This window comes from Streptomyces sp. NPDC004111, from assembly GCF_042874215.1.
Taxonomy (GTDB): domain Bacteria; phylum Actinomycetota; class Actinomycetes; order Streptomycetales; family Streptomycetaceae; genus Streptomyces.
In genome coordinates, this window is sequence record NZ_JBIAMU010000002.1 from 597652 (window position 1) to 614677 (window position 17026).

Genomic DNA, 17026 nt, shown 5'->3' on the forward strand with positions numbered 1-17026 from the left:
TCAGTGGCCCCACCTGTTCATAAGCCCTTCCAACAGCGTGCCGATACGGGCCCTTTCGGGTCCGTCGGCGGGCAACTGCGTGATGGCGGCGTCGAGCTGGGCGAGCTCCTCCAGCACCATGACGGCGGTCGCCGCGTCCTCGTCGGCGAACTCCTCGCGCCCCTCCGGTTCGGCCGGGGCCAGCTCGCCCAGCAGGTGCCTGGCCAGCTCCGCCGGGGTCGGGTGGTCGAACACCAGGGTGGGGGGCAGCCGCAGTCCGGTGGCCGCGCCGAGCCGGTTGCGCAGCTTGAGCGCGGCCAGCGAGTCGAAGCCCTGCTCCAGGAAGCGGTGGTGGGTCTGTACGTCGTCGCCGCTCGGGTGGCTGAGCACCAGTGCGGCCTCGGCGCGGACCAGGTCGAGGAGCAGCGCCTCCTGCGCGGCGCGCGGGCGGCCGGCGAGCTCGCGGCCCAGGTCGGGCGCGGTCTCGGCCCCCGTACCGGCGGCGGCGCGGCGGGCGGGCGCCCGGGACAGGGCGCGCAGCATCGGGGGCAGTTCGTCGGCGGCGGCACGCAGGGCGCGCAGGTCCAGGGCGCTGGCCGCGACGTACGGTTCGCCGCCCCGGCAGGCCGCGTCGAACAGGGCGAGCCCGCGCTCCTCGGTCAGCGGCACCATGCCGTTGATGGCGGCGGGCTCCTCCCCGGCCGCCGGGTGGCCGCTCTTGGCGGCGCGCTCGGCCCACCAGCCCCAGGCCACCGAGGTGGCGGCCAGGCCGTGCGCCCTGCGGTGCCTGGCCAGGGCGTCGAGGAAGGCGTTGCCGGCCGCGTAGTTGGCCTGGCCGAGGCCGCCGAGGGTGCCGGCCATGGAGGAGAACAGCACGAAGGCACGCAGGTCGAGGTGCCGGGTCAGCTCGTGCAGGTGCCAGGCGGCGTCGGCCTTCGGGCGCAGCACGGTGTCCACGCGCTCAGGGGTGAGGGAGTCGATGACGCCGTCGTCGAGGACCGAGGCGCTGTGCACGACGGCGGTCAGCGGGTGGGCGTCGGGGATCGCCGCGAGGAGTTCCGCCAGTGCCTTGCGGTCGGCGACGTCGCACGCCGCGTGGCTGACCCGGGCGCCGTGTCCGGCGAGTTCCGCGCCCAGTTCGGCGGCGCCGGGTGCGGTGCCGCCGCGCCGGGAGGCCAGGACGAGGTGCCGTACGCCGTGTTCGGTGACCAGGTGGCGGGCCACCAGGGCGCCGAGATCGCCGGAGGCGCCGGTGACCAGGACGGTGCCGTCCGGGTGCCAGGGCGCGGCGGCCCGCGGGTCCGTGGCGTCCGGTGCGGCGAGCCGGGCCAGCCGGGGGGCCAGTGCCGTTCCCGCGCGCAGCGCGAGCTGGGGTTCTCCCGCGCTCACCGCGTCGGGCAGCGCCCGCCAGGAGTCGGGGTGTGCGTCGGTGTCGGCGAGTACGAACCGGTCGGGGTGCTCCGACTGGGCCGAGCGCAGCAGTCCCCAGACGGCGGCGCCCGCGAGGTCGTCGCCCGCCTCGGCCGCCGCCCCCCGGGTGAGGACCACGAGGGGGACGTCGGCGAACCGGTCGTCGGCCAGCCAGGCCCGGACGGCCGCCAGCGCGGTGTGCACGGCGTCGTGCGTTTCGGCGGGTACGTCGCCGGGGCCGCCGACCGCGGTGAGCAGTGCGGCGGCGGGCACCTGGGCGAGTTCGGCCGGGCCGGCCGCGCCGTGCACGGTGCGGCCGAGCGCGCGCAGCTGGGCGGCGGCGTCCAGCGGGTCGGCGCCGAGCACCGCCCAACTGCCGCCGCCCCGGCCGGTGGCGGGCACTTCGACGGGCACCCAGTCCATCCGGAACAGGGCGTCGCGGCCGATCCTTCCCCGGCCGGCGCCGGCCGGCCGCGGGCCGAGCCGGACCCGGTCGGCGGTGAGCACCGGGTCGCCCGCCGGGTCGGCGAGGGTGAGCGCCACCGTGTCCGGTCCGGTCCGCTCGGCGCGCACCCGTACCGCGCGGGCACCGCTCGCGTGGAGGCGTACGCCCGAGAAGGCGGTGGGGATGCGGGTGCCGTCGAGGACGGCGTGCAGGGCGGCGTCGAGCAGCACCGGGTGCAGGGCAAACCCGTCGGCCCGTTCGGCGTCCCCGGTGTCCAGGGCCGCCTCGGCGAACAGGTCGTCGCCGCGCCGCCAGGCGGTGTGCACCGCCTGCCAGCCGGGGGCGGGGGCCGTCCCCGCGGCTTCGAGGCCGTCATAGAGGCCGTCCAGGGGTTGGGCGTCGGCCGGCGGCCACTGGGCGAGTGCGGTGCCGGGCGCGGCGCGGGCGACGAGGGTGCCTTCGGCGTGGCACTGCCAGGCGTCGTCGGTGCGGGTGTGCACGCCGGCGGTGCGGGTGCCCTCGGCGTCGGGTTCACCGATCCGCACCTGCACGCCGACGCCGCCGTCGGTCAGCGACAGCGGCCGGTGCACGGTGAGTTCACCGATGCCCGCGCAGTCCGCCCGGTCGGCGGCGGCCAGCAGCAGGTCGACGAGGACCGCCGCGGGGACGTCGCCGGGCAGCCAGGGCTGAGCGGCGGCGGAGAGCCTGCCGGTGAGGACGAGGCCGCCGCCCGCCAGCTCCAGTTCGGCGCCGAGCAGCGGGTGGGCGGCCGGGGCCAGGCCCGCCGCCGTCACGTCTCCGGTGCCCGCGGAGGGCTCCAGCCAGTGCCGCACGCGCTGGAAGGCGTACGTGGGGAGTTCGACCGTACGGGCCCCGGTGCCCTCGAAGACCGGCCGCCAGTCGACGGTGGCGCCCGCCGCGTGTGCCTCGGCGGCGGCGCGCAGGAAGCGGTCCCGGCCGCCTTCCTCGCGGCGCAGGGTGCCGAGCGCGACGGCCCCGCTGCCCGCGTCCTCCAGGGTCTGCTGGAGCGCGACGGTGAACATCGGGTGCCCGCTGACCTCCAGGAAGGGGCCGTGGTCCTGTGCGGCCATGGCGCGCACGGCCTGTTCGAACTCCACGGTGTTGCGGGCGTTGTCGTACCAGTACCGGGCGTCGAGCCGCGCGGTGTCGAGGAGGCCGCCGGTCACCGTGGAGTAGAACGGGACGGCCGACGAGCGGGGCGCGGTGGGGGCGAGGGCGTCGAGCAGGTGGTCGCGCAGCGCGTCGACGTGCGCGGTGTGGCCGGCGCCGACGATCTGGCGGACCCTGCGCACCCGTACGCCCTCGGTCTCCAGGCCGGTGAGCAGTTCCTCCAGGGCGTCGAGGTCGCCCGCGACGGTGACCGAGCGGGGGTCGTTGACGGCGGCGACGGCCAGCCGGTGGCCCCAGGGCTCCAGCCGCCGGGCGGCCTCCGCCTTGGGCAGTGCCACGGAGGCCATGCCGCCGGTGCCGGCCAGGGTGAGCCACGCCTTGCCGCGGGTGGCGACGATCCGGGCCGCGTCGCGCAGGTCCAGGGCGCCCGCCACGTAGGCGGCGGCGACCTCGCCCTGGCTGTGCCCGACGACCGCCGAGGGGTGCACGCCGTGCGCGCGCCACAGCGCGGCCAGCGACACCATCACGGTGAACAGGGCGGGCTGCACCACGTCCACCCGGTGCAGCGGCGGTGCGTCCTCGGCGTCGCGGAGCACGTCGAGCAGGGACCAGTCGACGAACTCGGCGAAGGCGTCGGCGCACTCCTCGGCGCTGCGCCGGAACACCGGGAACTCCTCCAGGAGTTCCTTGGCCATGCCGGGCCACTGGGCGCCGTGGCCGGGGAAGACGAACGCGACCCGGTCGGTGCCCGTGACGGCGCCCTGGGTGACGGCGGGGTCGGCGGTGCCGGCGGCGACGGCGTCGAGGCCGCGCAGCAGCGCCGCCCGGTCGCTGCCGATCACGACGGCCCGGTGGTCGAAGGTGGCGCGGCCAAAGGCCAGCGACCGGCCGACGTCGGCGGGGGTGGCTTCGGGGGTGTCCGTGAGGTGGTCGCGCAGCCGGGCCGCCTGGGCGCGCAGGGCGGCCCCGGTCCGTCCGTGAACGGGCCAGGCGACGACCGGTGCGGGGACCGGGGCGTCGGCCGCGGGGGCGGCGGGTGCTGCCGCGGCGAGTGCGTCCCGGGCGGGTGCTTCGCCCGTGGAAACGTCTTCCGTGGGCGTCTCCCCGGTTGCCGCCGCTGCGGCGTGCGCGGCCCCCGCCGCTCCCCCGGGCGCGGCCGTTGCCGGGGTCTCCGGTGCGGGTGTCTCCTCCGGCGGGGCCTGTTCGATGATCACGTGGGCGTTGGTGCCGGACAGGCCGAAGGAGGAGATGCCCGCGCGGCGGGGCCGGTCCACCTCGGGCCACTTCTCGTGCTCGGTGAGCAGCGAGACGGCGCCGGCCGTCCAGTCGACCTGGCCGGTGGGGGCGTCCACGTGCAGCGTCCTGGGCAGGACGCCGTGCCGGATCGCCTGCACCATCTTGATCACTCCGGCGGCGCCGGAGGCGGCCTGGGCGTGGCCGACGTTGGACTTCACCGAGCCGAGCCGCAGCGGTTCGGTACGGTCCTGCCCGTACGTCGCCAGCAGGGCCTGGGCCTCGATGGGGTCGCCGAGCCGGGTGCCGGTGCCGTGCGCCTCGACGGCGTCCACGTCGCGGGGGCGCAGTCCGGCGTCGCCCAGTGCGGCGGTGATGACGCGCTGCTGGGCGGGGCCGCTGGGGGCGGTCAGTCCGTTGGAGGCGCCGTCCTGGTTGATCGCGGAGCCGCGCACCAGGGCCAGGACGCGGTGGCCGCGGGCGCGGGCCCGGGACAGCCGCTCGACCAGTACCAGGCCGACGCCCTCGGCCAGTCCGGTGCCGTCGGCGGCGTCGGCGAACGCCTTGCAGCGGCCGTCGCCGGACAGGCCGCGCTGGGCGGAGAAGCCGATCAGCGCCGCCGGGCTGGACATCAGGGCGACGCCGCCGGCCAGGGCGAGGTCGCTCTCGCCGTCGCGCAGCGACCGGCAGGCGAGGTGGAGGGCGACCAGGGAGGAGGAGCACGCGGTGTCGACGGTGACGGCCGGGCCCTCCAGGCCGAGGGTGTAGGCGATCCGGCCGGACACCACGCTGGGCACGTTGCCGGTGAGGAGCTGGCCGTCGGAGCCGCCCGCGCCGGGTCCCCGGCTGGAGGCGTAGTCGCCGACGTTGGCGCCCGCGAAGACCCCGGTGCGGGTGCCGCGCAGGCTGGAAGGGTCGATTCCTGCGTGCTCGAATGCCTCCCAGGCCGCTTCGAGGAGGAGCCGCTGCTGCGGGTCGGTGGCGCGGGCCTCCAGCGGGGAGATCCCGAAGAACGCGGCGTCGAACTCGGCGGAGCCGGGGAGGAATCCGCCGTGCCGCACATGGCTGCGGCCCCGGGCGTCCGGGTCGGCGTCGTAGAGCGAGTCGAGGTCCCAGCCCCGGTCGGTGGGCAGTTCGCCGATCGCGTCGGCACCCGCGGCGACCAGTCGCCACAGGTCGTCGGGCGAGCCGACGCCGCCCGCGTACCGGCAGCTGAGGCCGACGATGGCGATGGGGTCGCCGTCGTCGGCGCGGGTGGCGACGGCGTCGGCGCTCGCGGTGGCGGTGCCGAACGCCTCGGCGAGCAGGTGCGCGGCGAGCGCGGCGGGCGAGGGGTGGTCGAACACCAGGGTCGCGGGCAGGGCGAGGCCGGTGGCCGCGCCGAGCCGGTTGCGCAGTTCGACGGCGGTGAGCGAGTCGAAGCCGACGTCGCGGAACGCCCGGTCGGCGGGGAGTGCCGAGGCCGAGCCGTGGCCGAGGACGGCCGCGGCGTGCTCGCGGACGAGTTCGGTGGCGGCCCGGACGCGTTCGGCCTCGGGCAGCGCGGCGAGCCGCTCGCGCAGTGCGGAGGCGGACCCGGTCCCGACGGCGGCGGCGCGCAGTACGGCGGCGGCCTCGGGCACCCCTTCGAGGAGGGGCCGGGGGCGGGCCGAGCAGAACACCGGCACGAAGCGCGCCCAGTCGACGTCGGCGAGGGTGATGGTGGTCTCGTCGTGGTCGAGGACCTCGCCGAGGGCGGCGACGGCGGGTTCGGGGTCGAGGAAGGGCAGGCCCTGCCGGCGCACCCGCTCCGGGTCGACGCCCTCGCGGATGCCGTCCCAGGCGTTGACGGCGGCCCAGATGCCCCAGGCGACCGAGGTGGCGCTCAGACCGCGGGCGCGGCGGTGCTCGGCGAGCGCGTCTAGGTGGGCGTTGGCGGCGGCGTACGGGGCGTGTTCGCCGCTGCCCCAGACCCCGGCGATGGAGGAGAACAGGACGAACGCGTCGAGGTCGGTGTCCGCGAAGAGTTCGTCGAGGTGGCGGGCGCCGAGCACCTTGGCGGACACCTGGTCGGCGAACTCGCCCACCGGGGTGTCCGCGAGCGGGTGCAGTTCGAGGGCGGTCGCGGCGTGCAGGACGGTGCGCACCGGGGTGCCGGCGGCGGCCAGGGCGTCGACGAGGGCGGCGAGCTGGTCGCGGTCGGCGACGTCGCACCGGGGGAAGTCCAGTGCGGTCGCGGACCCGGCCAGGGCCTCGGTGAGTTCGGCCGCGACCGGGGAGTCGGGGCCGCGCCTGCTGGGCAGCACCACCCGGGCGGCGCCCCGGCCGGCCAGCCAGCGCACCAGGTGCGGGCCGAGCGCGCCGGTGCCGCCGGTGAGCAGGACGGTGCCGGTGGGCCGCCACTGCCGCGGGGCGGGTGCGGTGCCGAGCGGTGCGCGGACGAGGCGGCGTACCGAGAGTCCGGTGTCGCGCAGGGCGATCTGGTCCTCGTCGGCGGCGTCGCCCGCGAGGACGGCGGCGAGCCGGCCCGCGGTGCGGTCGTCGAGTGCGGCGGGCAGGTCGAGGAGGCCGCCCCAGCGGTCGGGGTGTTCGAGGGCGACGACCCGGCCCAGGCCCCAGGTCTGTGCCTGGGCGGGCGCGTGCACGCGGTCGGCGGGGCCGACGGCGACGGCGCCGTGGGTGGCGCACCAGAGCGGGGCGTGCGCCCCGGCGTCGCCGAGTGCCTGGACGAGGGCCACGGTCAGGGCCAGTCCGGCGGGCAGGGCGGGGTGGTCGGGGTGCGGTGCGTCGTTGAGGGCGAGCAGCGAGAGCACACCGGCCGGCCGCAGGCCGGCCAGCCGAGCGGCGAGCGCGGTGCGGTCGGTGTCGCCGTCGGCGAGTACGAGGGTGCTGACCTCGGCGCCCTTGGCGGCGAGCACCCGGGCGCAGTCGGCGGGCAGCGGGCCGTGGTGTGCCTCGGGGACGACCAGCAGCCACGTACCGGTGAGGGGGGCGTCGTCGGGGACGACGGCGCGCTCCCACTGGACTTCGTACCGCCAGGTGTCGGCGGTGGACCGGTCGCGCCGGGTGCGGCGCCAGCGGGAGAGCGCGGGGACGACGGTGCTGAGCGGGTCGTCGGTGCCGACGCCCAGGGCCCGGGACAGCGCGTCGAGGTCGGCGCGCTCGACGTCGTCCCAGAACGCGGCGTCCCAGGGGTCGCTGCCCGACGCGGCGGCTACGGCGGCCCTGCGCTGCGGGGTGAGCCAGAACCGTTCGCGCTGGAAGGCGTAGGTGGGCAGGTCGACGCGGCGCGGCCGGTACGGAGCGAGTTCGGCCGCCCAGTCCACGGCGACGCCGTGCACGGCGGCCTCGGCGAGCGCGGTGCGGAACCGGCGCAGGTCTCCCTGGTCGCGGCGGAGCGTGCCGATGGCGGCGACGGGCACGGCGAGGGCGTCGGCGCTCTGCTGGACGCCGACGGTGAGCACCGGGTGCGGGCCGACCTCGACGAAGACCCGGTGGCCGGAGCGCAGGGCGTGCGCGGTGGCGTCGTCGAAGCGGACGGGTTCGCGCAGGTTGCGGTACCAGTAGTCGGCGTCGAGGCCGGTGGTGTCGAGGGGGTCGCCGGTGAGGGTGGAGAGGAAGGCGATGTCGGTGGGGCGCGGGGCGATGCCCGCCAGGTCGGCGGCGAGCCGGTCGCGTATCTCCTCGACCTGCGGCGAGTGGGAGGCGTAGTCGACGGGCACCCGGCGCACCCGTACGCCTTCGGCCTCCCAGGCGGCCTGGGCGGCGTCCAGGGCGGACACCTCGCCCGAGACGACCACCGCCGAGGGGCCGTTGACGGCGGCGACGCCCAGGCCCGGCCACCGGTCGAGCCCGGCCCGCACCTCGCTCTCGGGCAGCGGTACGGAGAGCATGCCGCCGCGTCCGGCGAGCGCGAGGAGTGCCTTGGCGCGCAGCGCGACGATCTTCGCGGCGTCCTCGGTGGACAGGGCTCCGGCGACGCAGGCGGCGGCGATCTCGCCCTGCGAGTGGCCGATCACGGCGTCGGGCCGCACTCCGGCGGCGCGCCACAGTTCGGCGAGGCTGACCATCACGGCCCACAGGACGGGCTGTACGACGTCCACGCGCTCCAGCGCCCGCGGGGAGCGGACCGCCTCGTCGAGGGACCAGTCCGTCCACGGGGCGAGGGCCCGTGCGCAGGCGGCCCACCGGGCGGCGAAGACGGGCGAGGACTCGATGAGCGGCACCGCCATGCCCGCCCACTGGGCACCCTGGCCGGGGAAGACGAACACGGTGCGCCGGACGTCCAGTTCGGCGGTGCCGGTGACGACGGCGGGGGCGGGCCGCTGTTCGGCGAGCGCGGCGAGCCCGTCGAGCAGGGCGGCGCGGTCGTCGGCGACGACGACGGCGCGCGCGGCCAGGGCGGTGCGCCCGGTGGCGGCGCTGTGGGCGACGTCGACGGGGTCGAGGGCGGGGTGGCGCGCGAGGTGTGCGGCGAGCCGCCGGGCCTGGGCGCGCAGTGCGGGCCCGGTGGCGCCGGACAGGACGACGGGAACGGCGGCGGGCGTCGCGGCGGGGGCGGCGGACCCACTGTCGGCCGGGGCGGCGGCCTCGCTGGCGGCGACAACGGACTGCGTCTCGGCGGGGGCGGGCTGCCTCTCGGCGGGGGCCTCGGGCGCCTGTTCCAGGACGATGTGGGCGTTGGTGCCGCTGATGCCGAAGGAGGACACCGCCGCCCGGCGCGGGCGGCCCGCGTCGGGCCACGGGCGGGCCTCGCGCAGCGGTTCGACGGCGCCCGAGGCCCAGTCGACCTGCGGGGACAGTTCGTCGAGGTGGACGGTGCCGGGCTGCACGGCGTGCCGCAGCGCCATGACGGTCTTGATGATCCCGGCGACTCCGGCGGCGGCCTGGGTGTGGCCGATGTTGGACTTCACCGAGCCGAGCCGCAGCGGTTCGGTGCGGTCCTGCCCGTACGTCGCCAGCAGGGCCTGGGCCTCGATGGGGTCGCCGAGGGCGGTGCCGGTGCCGTGGCCCTCGACGAGGTCGACCTCGGCGGCGTCCAGCCGGGCGTCGGCCAGGGCCTGGCGGATGACCCGCTGCTGGGCGGGCCCGTTGGGGGCGGTGAGGCTGCTGCTGGCGCCGTCCTGGTTGACGGCGGAGCCGCGCAGCACGGCGAGTACGGGGTGATGGAGCCGCTGGGCGTCGGACAGCCGCTCGACCAGCAGCATGCCCGCGCCCTCGGCCCAGCCCACGCCGTCGGCCGCGGCGGAGTACGACTTGCAGCGGCCGTCGGCGGCGAGGCCGCGCTGCCGGGAGAAGTCGACGAACACGGCGGGGGTGGACAGTACGGTCGCGCCGCCCGCCAGGGCCAGCGAGCACTCCCCCGCGCGCAGCGCCCGCATCGCGGAGTGCAGCGCCACCAGGGACGAGGAGCAGGCGGTGTCGAGGGTGACGGCGGGGCCCTCCAGGCCCAGTGCGTAGGCGACGCGGCCGGAGGCGATGCTGCCGGCGGTGCCGAGGCCGAGGTAGCCCTCGACTCCCTCGGGCAGCGGGTCCGCGCCGGTGCCGTAGTCGTGGTACATCACTCCGGCGTAGACCCCGGTGCGGCTGCCGCGCAGCGACGCGGGGTCGATGCCGGCCCGTTCGATCGCCTCCCACGCCGTTTCCAGGAGCAGCCGCTGCTGCGGGTCCATGGCCAGTGCCTCGCGGGGCGAGATGCCGAAGAAGCCGGCGTCGAACTCGCCCGCGTCGTGCACGAAGCCGCCCTCGCGGGCGTGCGAGCTGCCCGGCCGGTCGGGGTCGTCGGCGAACAGCGCCCCGAGGTCCCAGCCCCGGTCGTCGGGGAACGCGGACACCGCGTCGCGGCCCTCGGCGACGAGTTGCCACAGCTCTTCGGGGGTGGTGGTGCCGCCGGGGTAGCGGCAGGCCATGCCGACGATCGCGATCGGCTCGTGCCCGCGGTCCTCGGCCTCGCGCAGGCGCTGCTTGGTGCGGCGCAGGTCGGTGGTGAGCCGCTTCAGCGTCTCCATGACCTTCTGGTCCGCCTGGCCCGACGGACCCGCCTGCCCCGGCACGTTCGCCGCGCCCGCCCGACCGGTCCGGCCCGACTGTCCCGCGCTCTGTTCGTTGGACAACGCCTGTGCTCCTCGTACCCCGGTGCGGTGGTGGTCGTTCATGAAAGGTCCTCAAGCTCCTGGTCGGCGAGGTCGAGCAGTTCGGCGAGGCTGGTGGCGCCCAGGTCGCCGTCGTCCGCCTCCCCGGCCCCGTCCTCGCCCCGCGCGTCGGCTCGCCCGTCGTCCTCCAGCGTCCGCAGCAGTGCGCGCAGCCTGGTCCGCAGCCCGTCGCGCAGCTCCGGGTCGGCGGCCAACTCGGCCGAGGCACCCTCCAGTTCGGCGAGGGTACTGGTGCGCAGCGAGGTCACGGTGACCCGGCCCGGGGCGAGCCCGGCCGTGAGGTGCGCGGCGAGCGCGGTGGGCGTCGGATGGTCGAAGATCGTCGTGGCGGGCAGCCGCAGCCCGACGGCGGCCCCGAGCCGGTTGCGCAGCTCGACGGCCATCAGCGAGTCGAAGCCGAGCTGCTGGAAGCCGCGGCCGGGGTCGACGCCGTCGGTGCCGGGGTGCCCGAGCACGTCGGCGGTGTGCCGCAGTACGGCGTCCAGTGCGGCCCGTTCGCGTTCGGCGGGCGGCAGTGCGGCGAGCCGTGCCGTCAGCGGGAGTTCCCCCGCGGTCACCGGCCTGGCGGGCGCGGGGACCAGGGTGCGCAGCACGGGCGGCAGGTCCGCCGCCCTGGCCCGCAGTCCGGGCAGGTCGAGGCGTGCGGCGAGCACGGCGGGTGCCCCGCCGCGTGCGGCGTCGAACAGGGCCAGGCCCTGTGCGGCGTCGAGCGGCAGCAGTCCGGCCCGGCCCGCCCTGCGGGTGTCGGTGCCCTGTGCCATGCCCTCGGCCCACGGCCCCCAGGCGAGCGACACCGCGGGCAGCCCCTCGGCCCGCCGCAGTGCGGCGAGGGCGTCGAGGAAGGCGTTGGCGGCGGCGTAGTTGCCCTGGCCGGGTCCGCCGAGCAGGCCCGCGGCCGAGGAGAACAGGACGAACGCGTCCAGGTCCGCGGTCAGTTCGTGCAGATGCCACGCGGCGTCCGCCTTGGGCCGCAGTACGGTGTCCAGCCGGTCGGGGGTGAGCGCCTCCAGCACGCCGTCGTCGAGCGTGCCCGCGGCGTGCACGACGGCGGTCACCGGGTGGGCGGGCGACACCCCGGCCAGCAGCGCGGCCAGGGCGTCCCGGTCGCCGACGTCGCAGGCGGCGAAGTCGACGGCCGCCCCGGCAGCGGCGAGTTCCGCCGCCAGTTCGGGGTGCCGGCCCGAGCGGCTGGCCAGCAGCAGCCTGCGGACGCCGTGTTCGGCCACCAGGTGGCGGGCCACCAGTGCGCCCAGGGCGCCGGTGGCACCGGTCACCAGCACCGTGCCGTCGCCGCCCAGCGGTACGGGGGCTTCGGCGGCCGGTGCGGACCGGACGAGCCGGGCGACGCGTACCGCTCCGGAGCGGATCACGAGCTGCGGTTCGCCGGTCGCGAGGGCGGCGGGCAGGGCCGCGAGCGACGCGGGGGCGTCGTCGGTGTCGGCCAGCACGATCCGTTCGGGGTGCTCGGACTGTGCCGCGCGCAGCAGCCCCCAGGCGGCGGCGCCCGGCAGGTCGGGCCGCTCGCCGTCGAGCGCGACCGCTCCCCTGGTGAGGACGACGAGCCGGGCGTGCGCGGGGGCGTCGCCCGCCAGCCACGTCTGCGCCAGTTCCAGGGTTTCGCGCAGTACGTCGCGCACGGCCGACGGCACGTCCGCAGTGCTCTTGGCGGGCAGCGGTGCGATCAGCAGGTCCGTCCCCGCGGGCACGGCGGACGCCGCCGGATGCGTGGTGACCTCGGCGAAGGGGCGCAGCGCTTCGGTGAGCGCGTGCTCCTCGGTGCCGAGCACCGCCCATCGGCCGGTGGTGGTGCCGGTGGCGGTGGCGGGTACCCAGTCGAGGTCGAACAGCGCGTCGGCCGTGCCGGGCGCGGCGCGCAGGTCGTCGGGGCCGAGCGGGCGCAGGCGCAGCGCCCCGACGGTGGCGGCCGGGGCTCCGGTGTCGTCCCAGGCGTGCAGCGACACCTCGTCGGCGCCGACGGGGGCGAGCCTGACCCGCAGCGTCCGGGCGCCCGTGGCGTGCACGGTGACGTCGCTCCAGGCGAACGGCACGCCGGGGGCGCGCAGCCGGGCGGCGCCGATGGCATGCAGGGCGGCGTCCAGCAGCGCCGGGTGCAGGGCGAAACCGGCCGGGTCGGCCACCGGGGGCAGCTCGACCTCGGCGAACACCTCGGCGCCGCCGTCCTGGCCCGTGTCCCCGCCCGTGCCGGCCGCCGCGCCCGCCTCGCGCCGCCACAGCGCGCGCAGGCCCCGGAAGGCCGGACCGTAGCCGAATCCGGCGGCGGCCAGTTCGTCGTAGCCGCCCGTGTGCGGCACCGGTTCGGCACCGTACGGGGGCCAGGTCCGCGGCGCTTCGACGGTCCGCGGCGGGGCGGTGGCACCGCTCGCGGCCAGTACGCCGGTCGCGTACCCGGTCCACTCCTCGGTGCCGTCGGCGCGGCCGGACACGGTGATTGGGCGCTCGCCGTCGGCGGGTTCCCCGACGTGGACCCTGAGGTTCACGGAGCCATCGGCGGGCAGTACGAGGGGCGCCGCGAGGGTGAGTTCGCGTACGACGGGCAGGCCCGCCCGGGTGCCCGCCGCGGCGGCCAGTTCGACGAAGCCGGTGCCGGGGAGCAGGACGCTGCCGAGCACGGTGTGGTCGGCGAGCCACGGGTGGCTGGTGGTGCCGAGGCGGCCGGTGAGGGTGAGGCCCTGCGGCGACTCCAGGACGGCTCCCAGCAGCGGGTGGCCCGCGTCGGCGAGTCCGGCGGCCGAGAGGTCGCCCCGGCGCGGGGCGGACTCCAGCCAGTAGCGGGTGTGCTGGAAGGCGGTGGTGGGCAGTTCCACACGCCGGGCACCGGTTCCGGCGAAGAACGCCGCCCAGTCCACGGCGGCGCCCCGGTGGTGCAGGGTGCCGAGCGCCCCGGCCACCGCGTGCGCCTCGGGCCGCCCGGCCCGCAGCACGGGTACGGCGACCGCGTCGGCGGGCAGCAGCGGGGCAGCCATCGCGGTGAGCACGGCGTCGGGGCCGAGTTCGACCGCGGTGTCCGCGCCGGCCTCGCCGAGGGCGCGCACACCGTCGGCGAAGCGCACCGCGTCCCGTACGTGCCGCACCCAGTACGCGGGGGTGGCGAACTCGTCCCCGGCGGGGGCCCCGGTCACCGTGGACACCACGGGTACGGACGGGCGGTGGAACGCGACGTCCGCGAGCACTTGGGCGAAGTCGGCCAGCATCGGTTCCATCAGCGGCGAGTGGAACGCGTGGCTCACCCGCAGCCGGCGGGTGCGGCGGCCCTGGTCGGCCCAGTGTCCGGCGGTGGCCAGCACCGCTGTCTCGTCGCCGGACACGACGACCGATTCGGGCCCGTTGACCGCGGCGATCACCGCGCCCTCGACGAGTGCGGCGGCGACCTCGGCCTCGGGGGCCTCGATCGCGGCCATCGCGCCGGTCGTCGGCAGTGCGGCCATCAGCCGGCCGCGGGCGGCGACGACGGTGACCGCGTCGGCCAGCGACCACACGCCCGCGAGGTGCGCGGCGGCCAGCTCGCCGACCGAGTGGCCGAGGAGGAGGTCGGGGGTGACGCCCCAGGAGGCGAGCAGCCGGGCGAGGGCCACTTCCAGTGCGAACAGCGCGGGTTGCGCGTACGCGGTGTCGTCGAGCCCGTCGCCGGAGCGTACGACGTCCCGCAGGGGCCGCTCCAGCACGGTGTCGAAGGCGGCGCACACCTCGGCGTACGCGGCGGCGAACACCGGGTGGGCGGCGGCCAGTTCCTCGCCGCTGCCGGCCCGCTGGGCGCCCTGCCCGGTGAGCAGGAACGCGGTGCGGCCGGCGCCCGGCGCGGTGGTCGCGCCCAACGAGGCGATTCCCGCGAGGAGTTCGTCGCGGCCGGCCGCGACGACGGTGGCGCCGTGGTCGAGGCGGGCCCGTCCGGTGACGGCGGAGTACGCGATGTCGGCGGGGGTGAGCGAGGGGTCGGCGGCCAGGGCGGCGGCCAGCCGCTCGGCCTGGAGCCGCAGTCCCGGTTCGGTCCGCGCGGACAGCGGCACGGGTACGGGTGCGGGCACGGTCCCTTCGGTGGCGGCCCGAGCGGCTGCCGGTGCGGCGTCCGGTGCGTGTTCGCTCTCCGCCGGACGCGGCTCGCCCTGTTCCAGCACCACGTGGGCGTTGGTGCCGCTGAGGCCGAACGAGGAGACCCCGGCCCGGCGCGGCCCGTTCGTCTCGGGCCACGGCCTGGCCTCGGTGAGCAGTTCGACCGCGCCCGCCGACCAGTCGACGTGCGTGGAGGGCTCGTCCACGTGCAGCGTCCTGGGCAGCACGCCGTGCCGCATGGCCTGCACCATCTTGATGACACCGGCCACGCCCGCCGCGGCCTGGGTGTGGCCGAGGTTGGACTTCACGGAGCCCAGCCACAGCGCCCGCTCGCGCCCGCTGCCGTACGTGGCGAGCAGCGCCTCGGCCTCGATGGGGTCGCCCAGCGAGGTGCCGGTGCCGTGGCCCTCGACGGCGTCCACGTCCGCGGTGCCGAGTCCGGCGTCGGCCAGGGCGCTGCGGATGACGCGCTGCTGGGAGGGGCCGTTGGGGGCGGTGAGCCCGTTGGAGGCGCCGTCCTGGTTGATGGCGGAGCCGCGGACGACGGCCAGCACGGGGTGCCCGTTGCGGCGGGCGTCGGAGAGCCGTTCGACGAGCAGCATGCCCGCGCCCTCGGCCCAGCCGGTGCCGTCGGCGCCGGTGGAGTAGGACTTGCAGCGGCCGTCGGCGGCCAGGCCGCGCTGCCGGGAGAAGTCGACGAACACGCCGGGGGTGGCCATCACGGTGACGCCGCCCGCGAGCGCGAGGTCGCTCTCGCCGGAGCGCAGCGAGCGGATCGCCCAGTGCAGGGCGACCAGCGACGAGGAGCACGCGGTGTCGACGGTGACGGCCGGGCCCTCCAGGCCCAGTGTGTAGGCGACCCGGCCGGAGGCGACGCTGCCGGAGTTGCCGGTGCCGAGGTAGCCCTCGACCCCCTCGGGCAGGGTGTCCACGGCGGCGACGTAGTCGTGGTACATCACTCCCGCGTAGACACCGGTGCGGCTGCCGCGCAGCGAGGTGGGGTCGATGCCCGCCCTCTCCACGGCCTCCCAGGACGTTTCGAGGAGCAGCCGCTGCTGCGGGTCCATGGCGAGGGCCTCGCGCGGCGAGATGCCGAAGAAGCCGGCGTCGAACTCGCCCGCGTCGTGCAGGAATCCGCCCTCGCGGGTGTGGCTGCTGCCGGGCCGGTCGGGGTCGTCGGCGAACAGGGTCGCCAGGTCCCAGCCCCGGTCGGCGGGGAAGCCGGACACCGCGTCGCCGCCCGCGGCCACCAGGTCCCACAGTTCGTCGGGCGAGGCGATGCCGCCGGGGTAGCGGCAGGCCATCCCGACGATCGCGATCGGCTCGTCGGCCGGGGCCGCCTGGGCGGCGGCAGGCGCGGGGGCGGCCGGGGCGGCGCCGAGCAGCCGTTCCCGCAGGTGCGCGGCGAGCGCGGCCGGGGTCGGGTAGTCGAACACGGCGGTGGTGCCGAGGCGCAGCCCGAGTGCGGTGCCGAGCCGGTTGCGCAGTTCCACCGCGGTCAGCGAGTCGAAGCCGAGGTCGAGGAATGCCCGGTCGGTGGCCACGGCCGCGACCGACGCGTGGCCCAGGACCACCGCGACGTGTTCGCGTACGAGGTCGACGGTGGCGCGTTCCCGTTCGGCGGCGGACAGGCCCGCGAGCCGCTGCGCCCAGGATTCGGCTCCGGCGCTCGCGGCCCTGCGGGCGGGCTGCCCGACGAGTCCGCGCAGCATCGGCGGGAGCGGGTCGGCGGCGGCCCGCAGCGCGGGCAGGTCCCAGAGCGCGGCCACCGCCAGGGCGTCGCCGCCGCGCAGGGCGGCGTCGAAGAGGGCGGTGCCGTCCTCGGCGCCGAGCGGTCGCATGCCCGCCCGGCCGACCCGGCGCACGTCGGCGTCCGCGAGTCCGGCGGTCATGCCGCCGCGCGCCTCCCACAGGCCGTACGCGAGTGCCGTGCCGGGCAGGCCGGTGGCACGGCGGTGGGCGGCGAGCGCGTCGAGGAAGGCGTTGGCGGCGGCGTAGTTGCCCTGCCCCGGGGCGCCGAACACACCGGCGGCCGAGGAGAGGAGGACGAAGGCCCGCAGGTCGAGGTGCGCGGTCAGCTCGTGCAGGTGCCAGGCGGCGTCGGCCTTCGGCCGCAGGACAGCGGCGACCCGTTCGGGGGTGAGGGACTCCACGGTCGCGTCGTCGAGGACGCCCGCCGCGTGCACCACGCCGGTCAGCGGCGGTTCGATGCCCGCGAGCAGCCCGGCCAGCGCGTCCCGGTCGGCGGCGTCGCAGGCCACGACGCGGGCGGTGGTGCCGAGTTCCGCCAGCTCCGCCACGAGATCGGCCGCGCCCGGGGCCGCCGCACCGCGACGGCCCGTCAGGACGAGGTGGCGTACGCCGTGTTCGACGGCCAGGTGGCGGGCGATGACGGCACCGAGGGTGCCGGTGCCGCCGGTGACGAGCACGCTGCCCGCCGGGTCGAGGACCACGCCGGGGGCACTGTCGGACCCGGGCAGCGGACGGACCAGCCGGGGAGCCAGCACCCTGTCGCCGCGTACGGCGGTCTGCGGCTCACCGGTACGGACGGCACGCGCCACCAGGGCGGTGCGGGCGGCGGACGGGGAGGAGCTGGACCGGGTCACGTGCTGGTGCTGACCGTCGGGGT

The 17026-nt window shown here is 77.4% G+C and carries 2 protein-coding genes (1 of these 2 cut by a window edge); both read right to left on the reverse strand.

Going from position 1 to position 17026, the window contains the following annotated elements; all coding sequences use genetic code 11:
- On the reverse strand, positions 1-10332 hold the full coding sequence (locus tag ACFYVL_RS07050; protein ID WP_389241778.1) for a type I polyketide synthase: 10332 nt from the start codon (positions 10330-10332) through the stop codon (positions 1-3).
- Positions 10329-17026: the 3' end of a type I polyketide synthase gene (locus ACFYVL_RS07055; protein WP_389241779.1), read on the reverse strand. The gene runs 11758 nt beyond the window's last position; 6698 of the gene's 18456 nt are visible here — the last part of the coding sequence; its start codon lies beyond the right edge, outside the window; the stop codon is at positions 10329-10331. The genes ACFYVL_RS07050 and ACFYVL_RS07055 overlap by 4 nt, the downstream gene beginning before the upstream one ends.

What these genes read in the sequence shown, in the direction of transcription:
- ACFYVL_RS07050 (WP_389241778.1), bottom strand. Translation starts at nt 10,332, where the DNA reads ATGAACGACCACCACCGCACCGGGGTACGAGGAGCACAGGCGTTGTCC.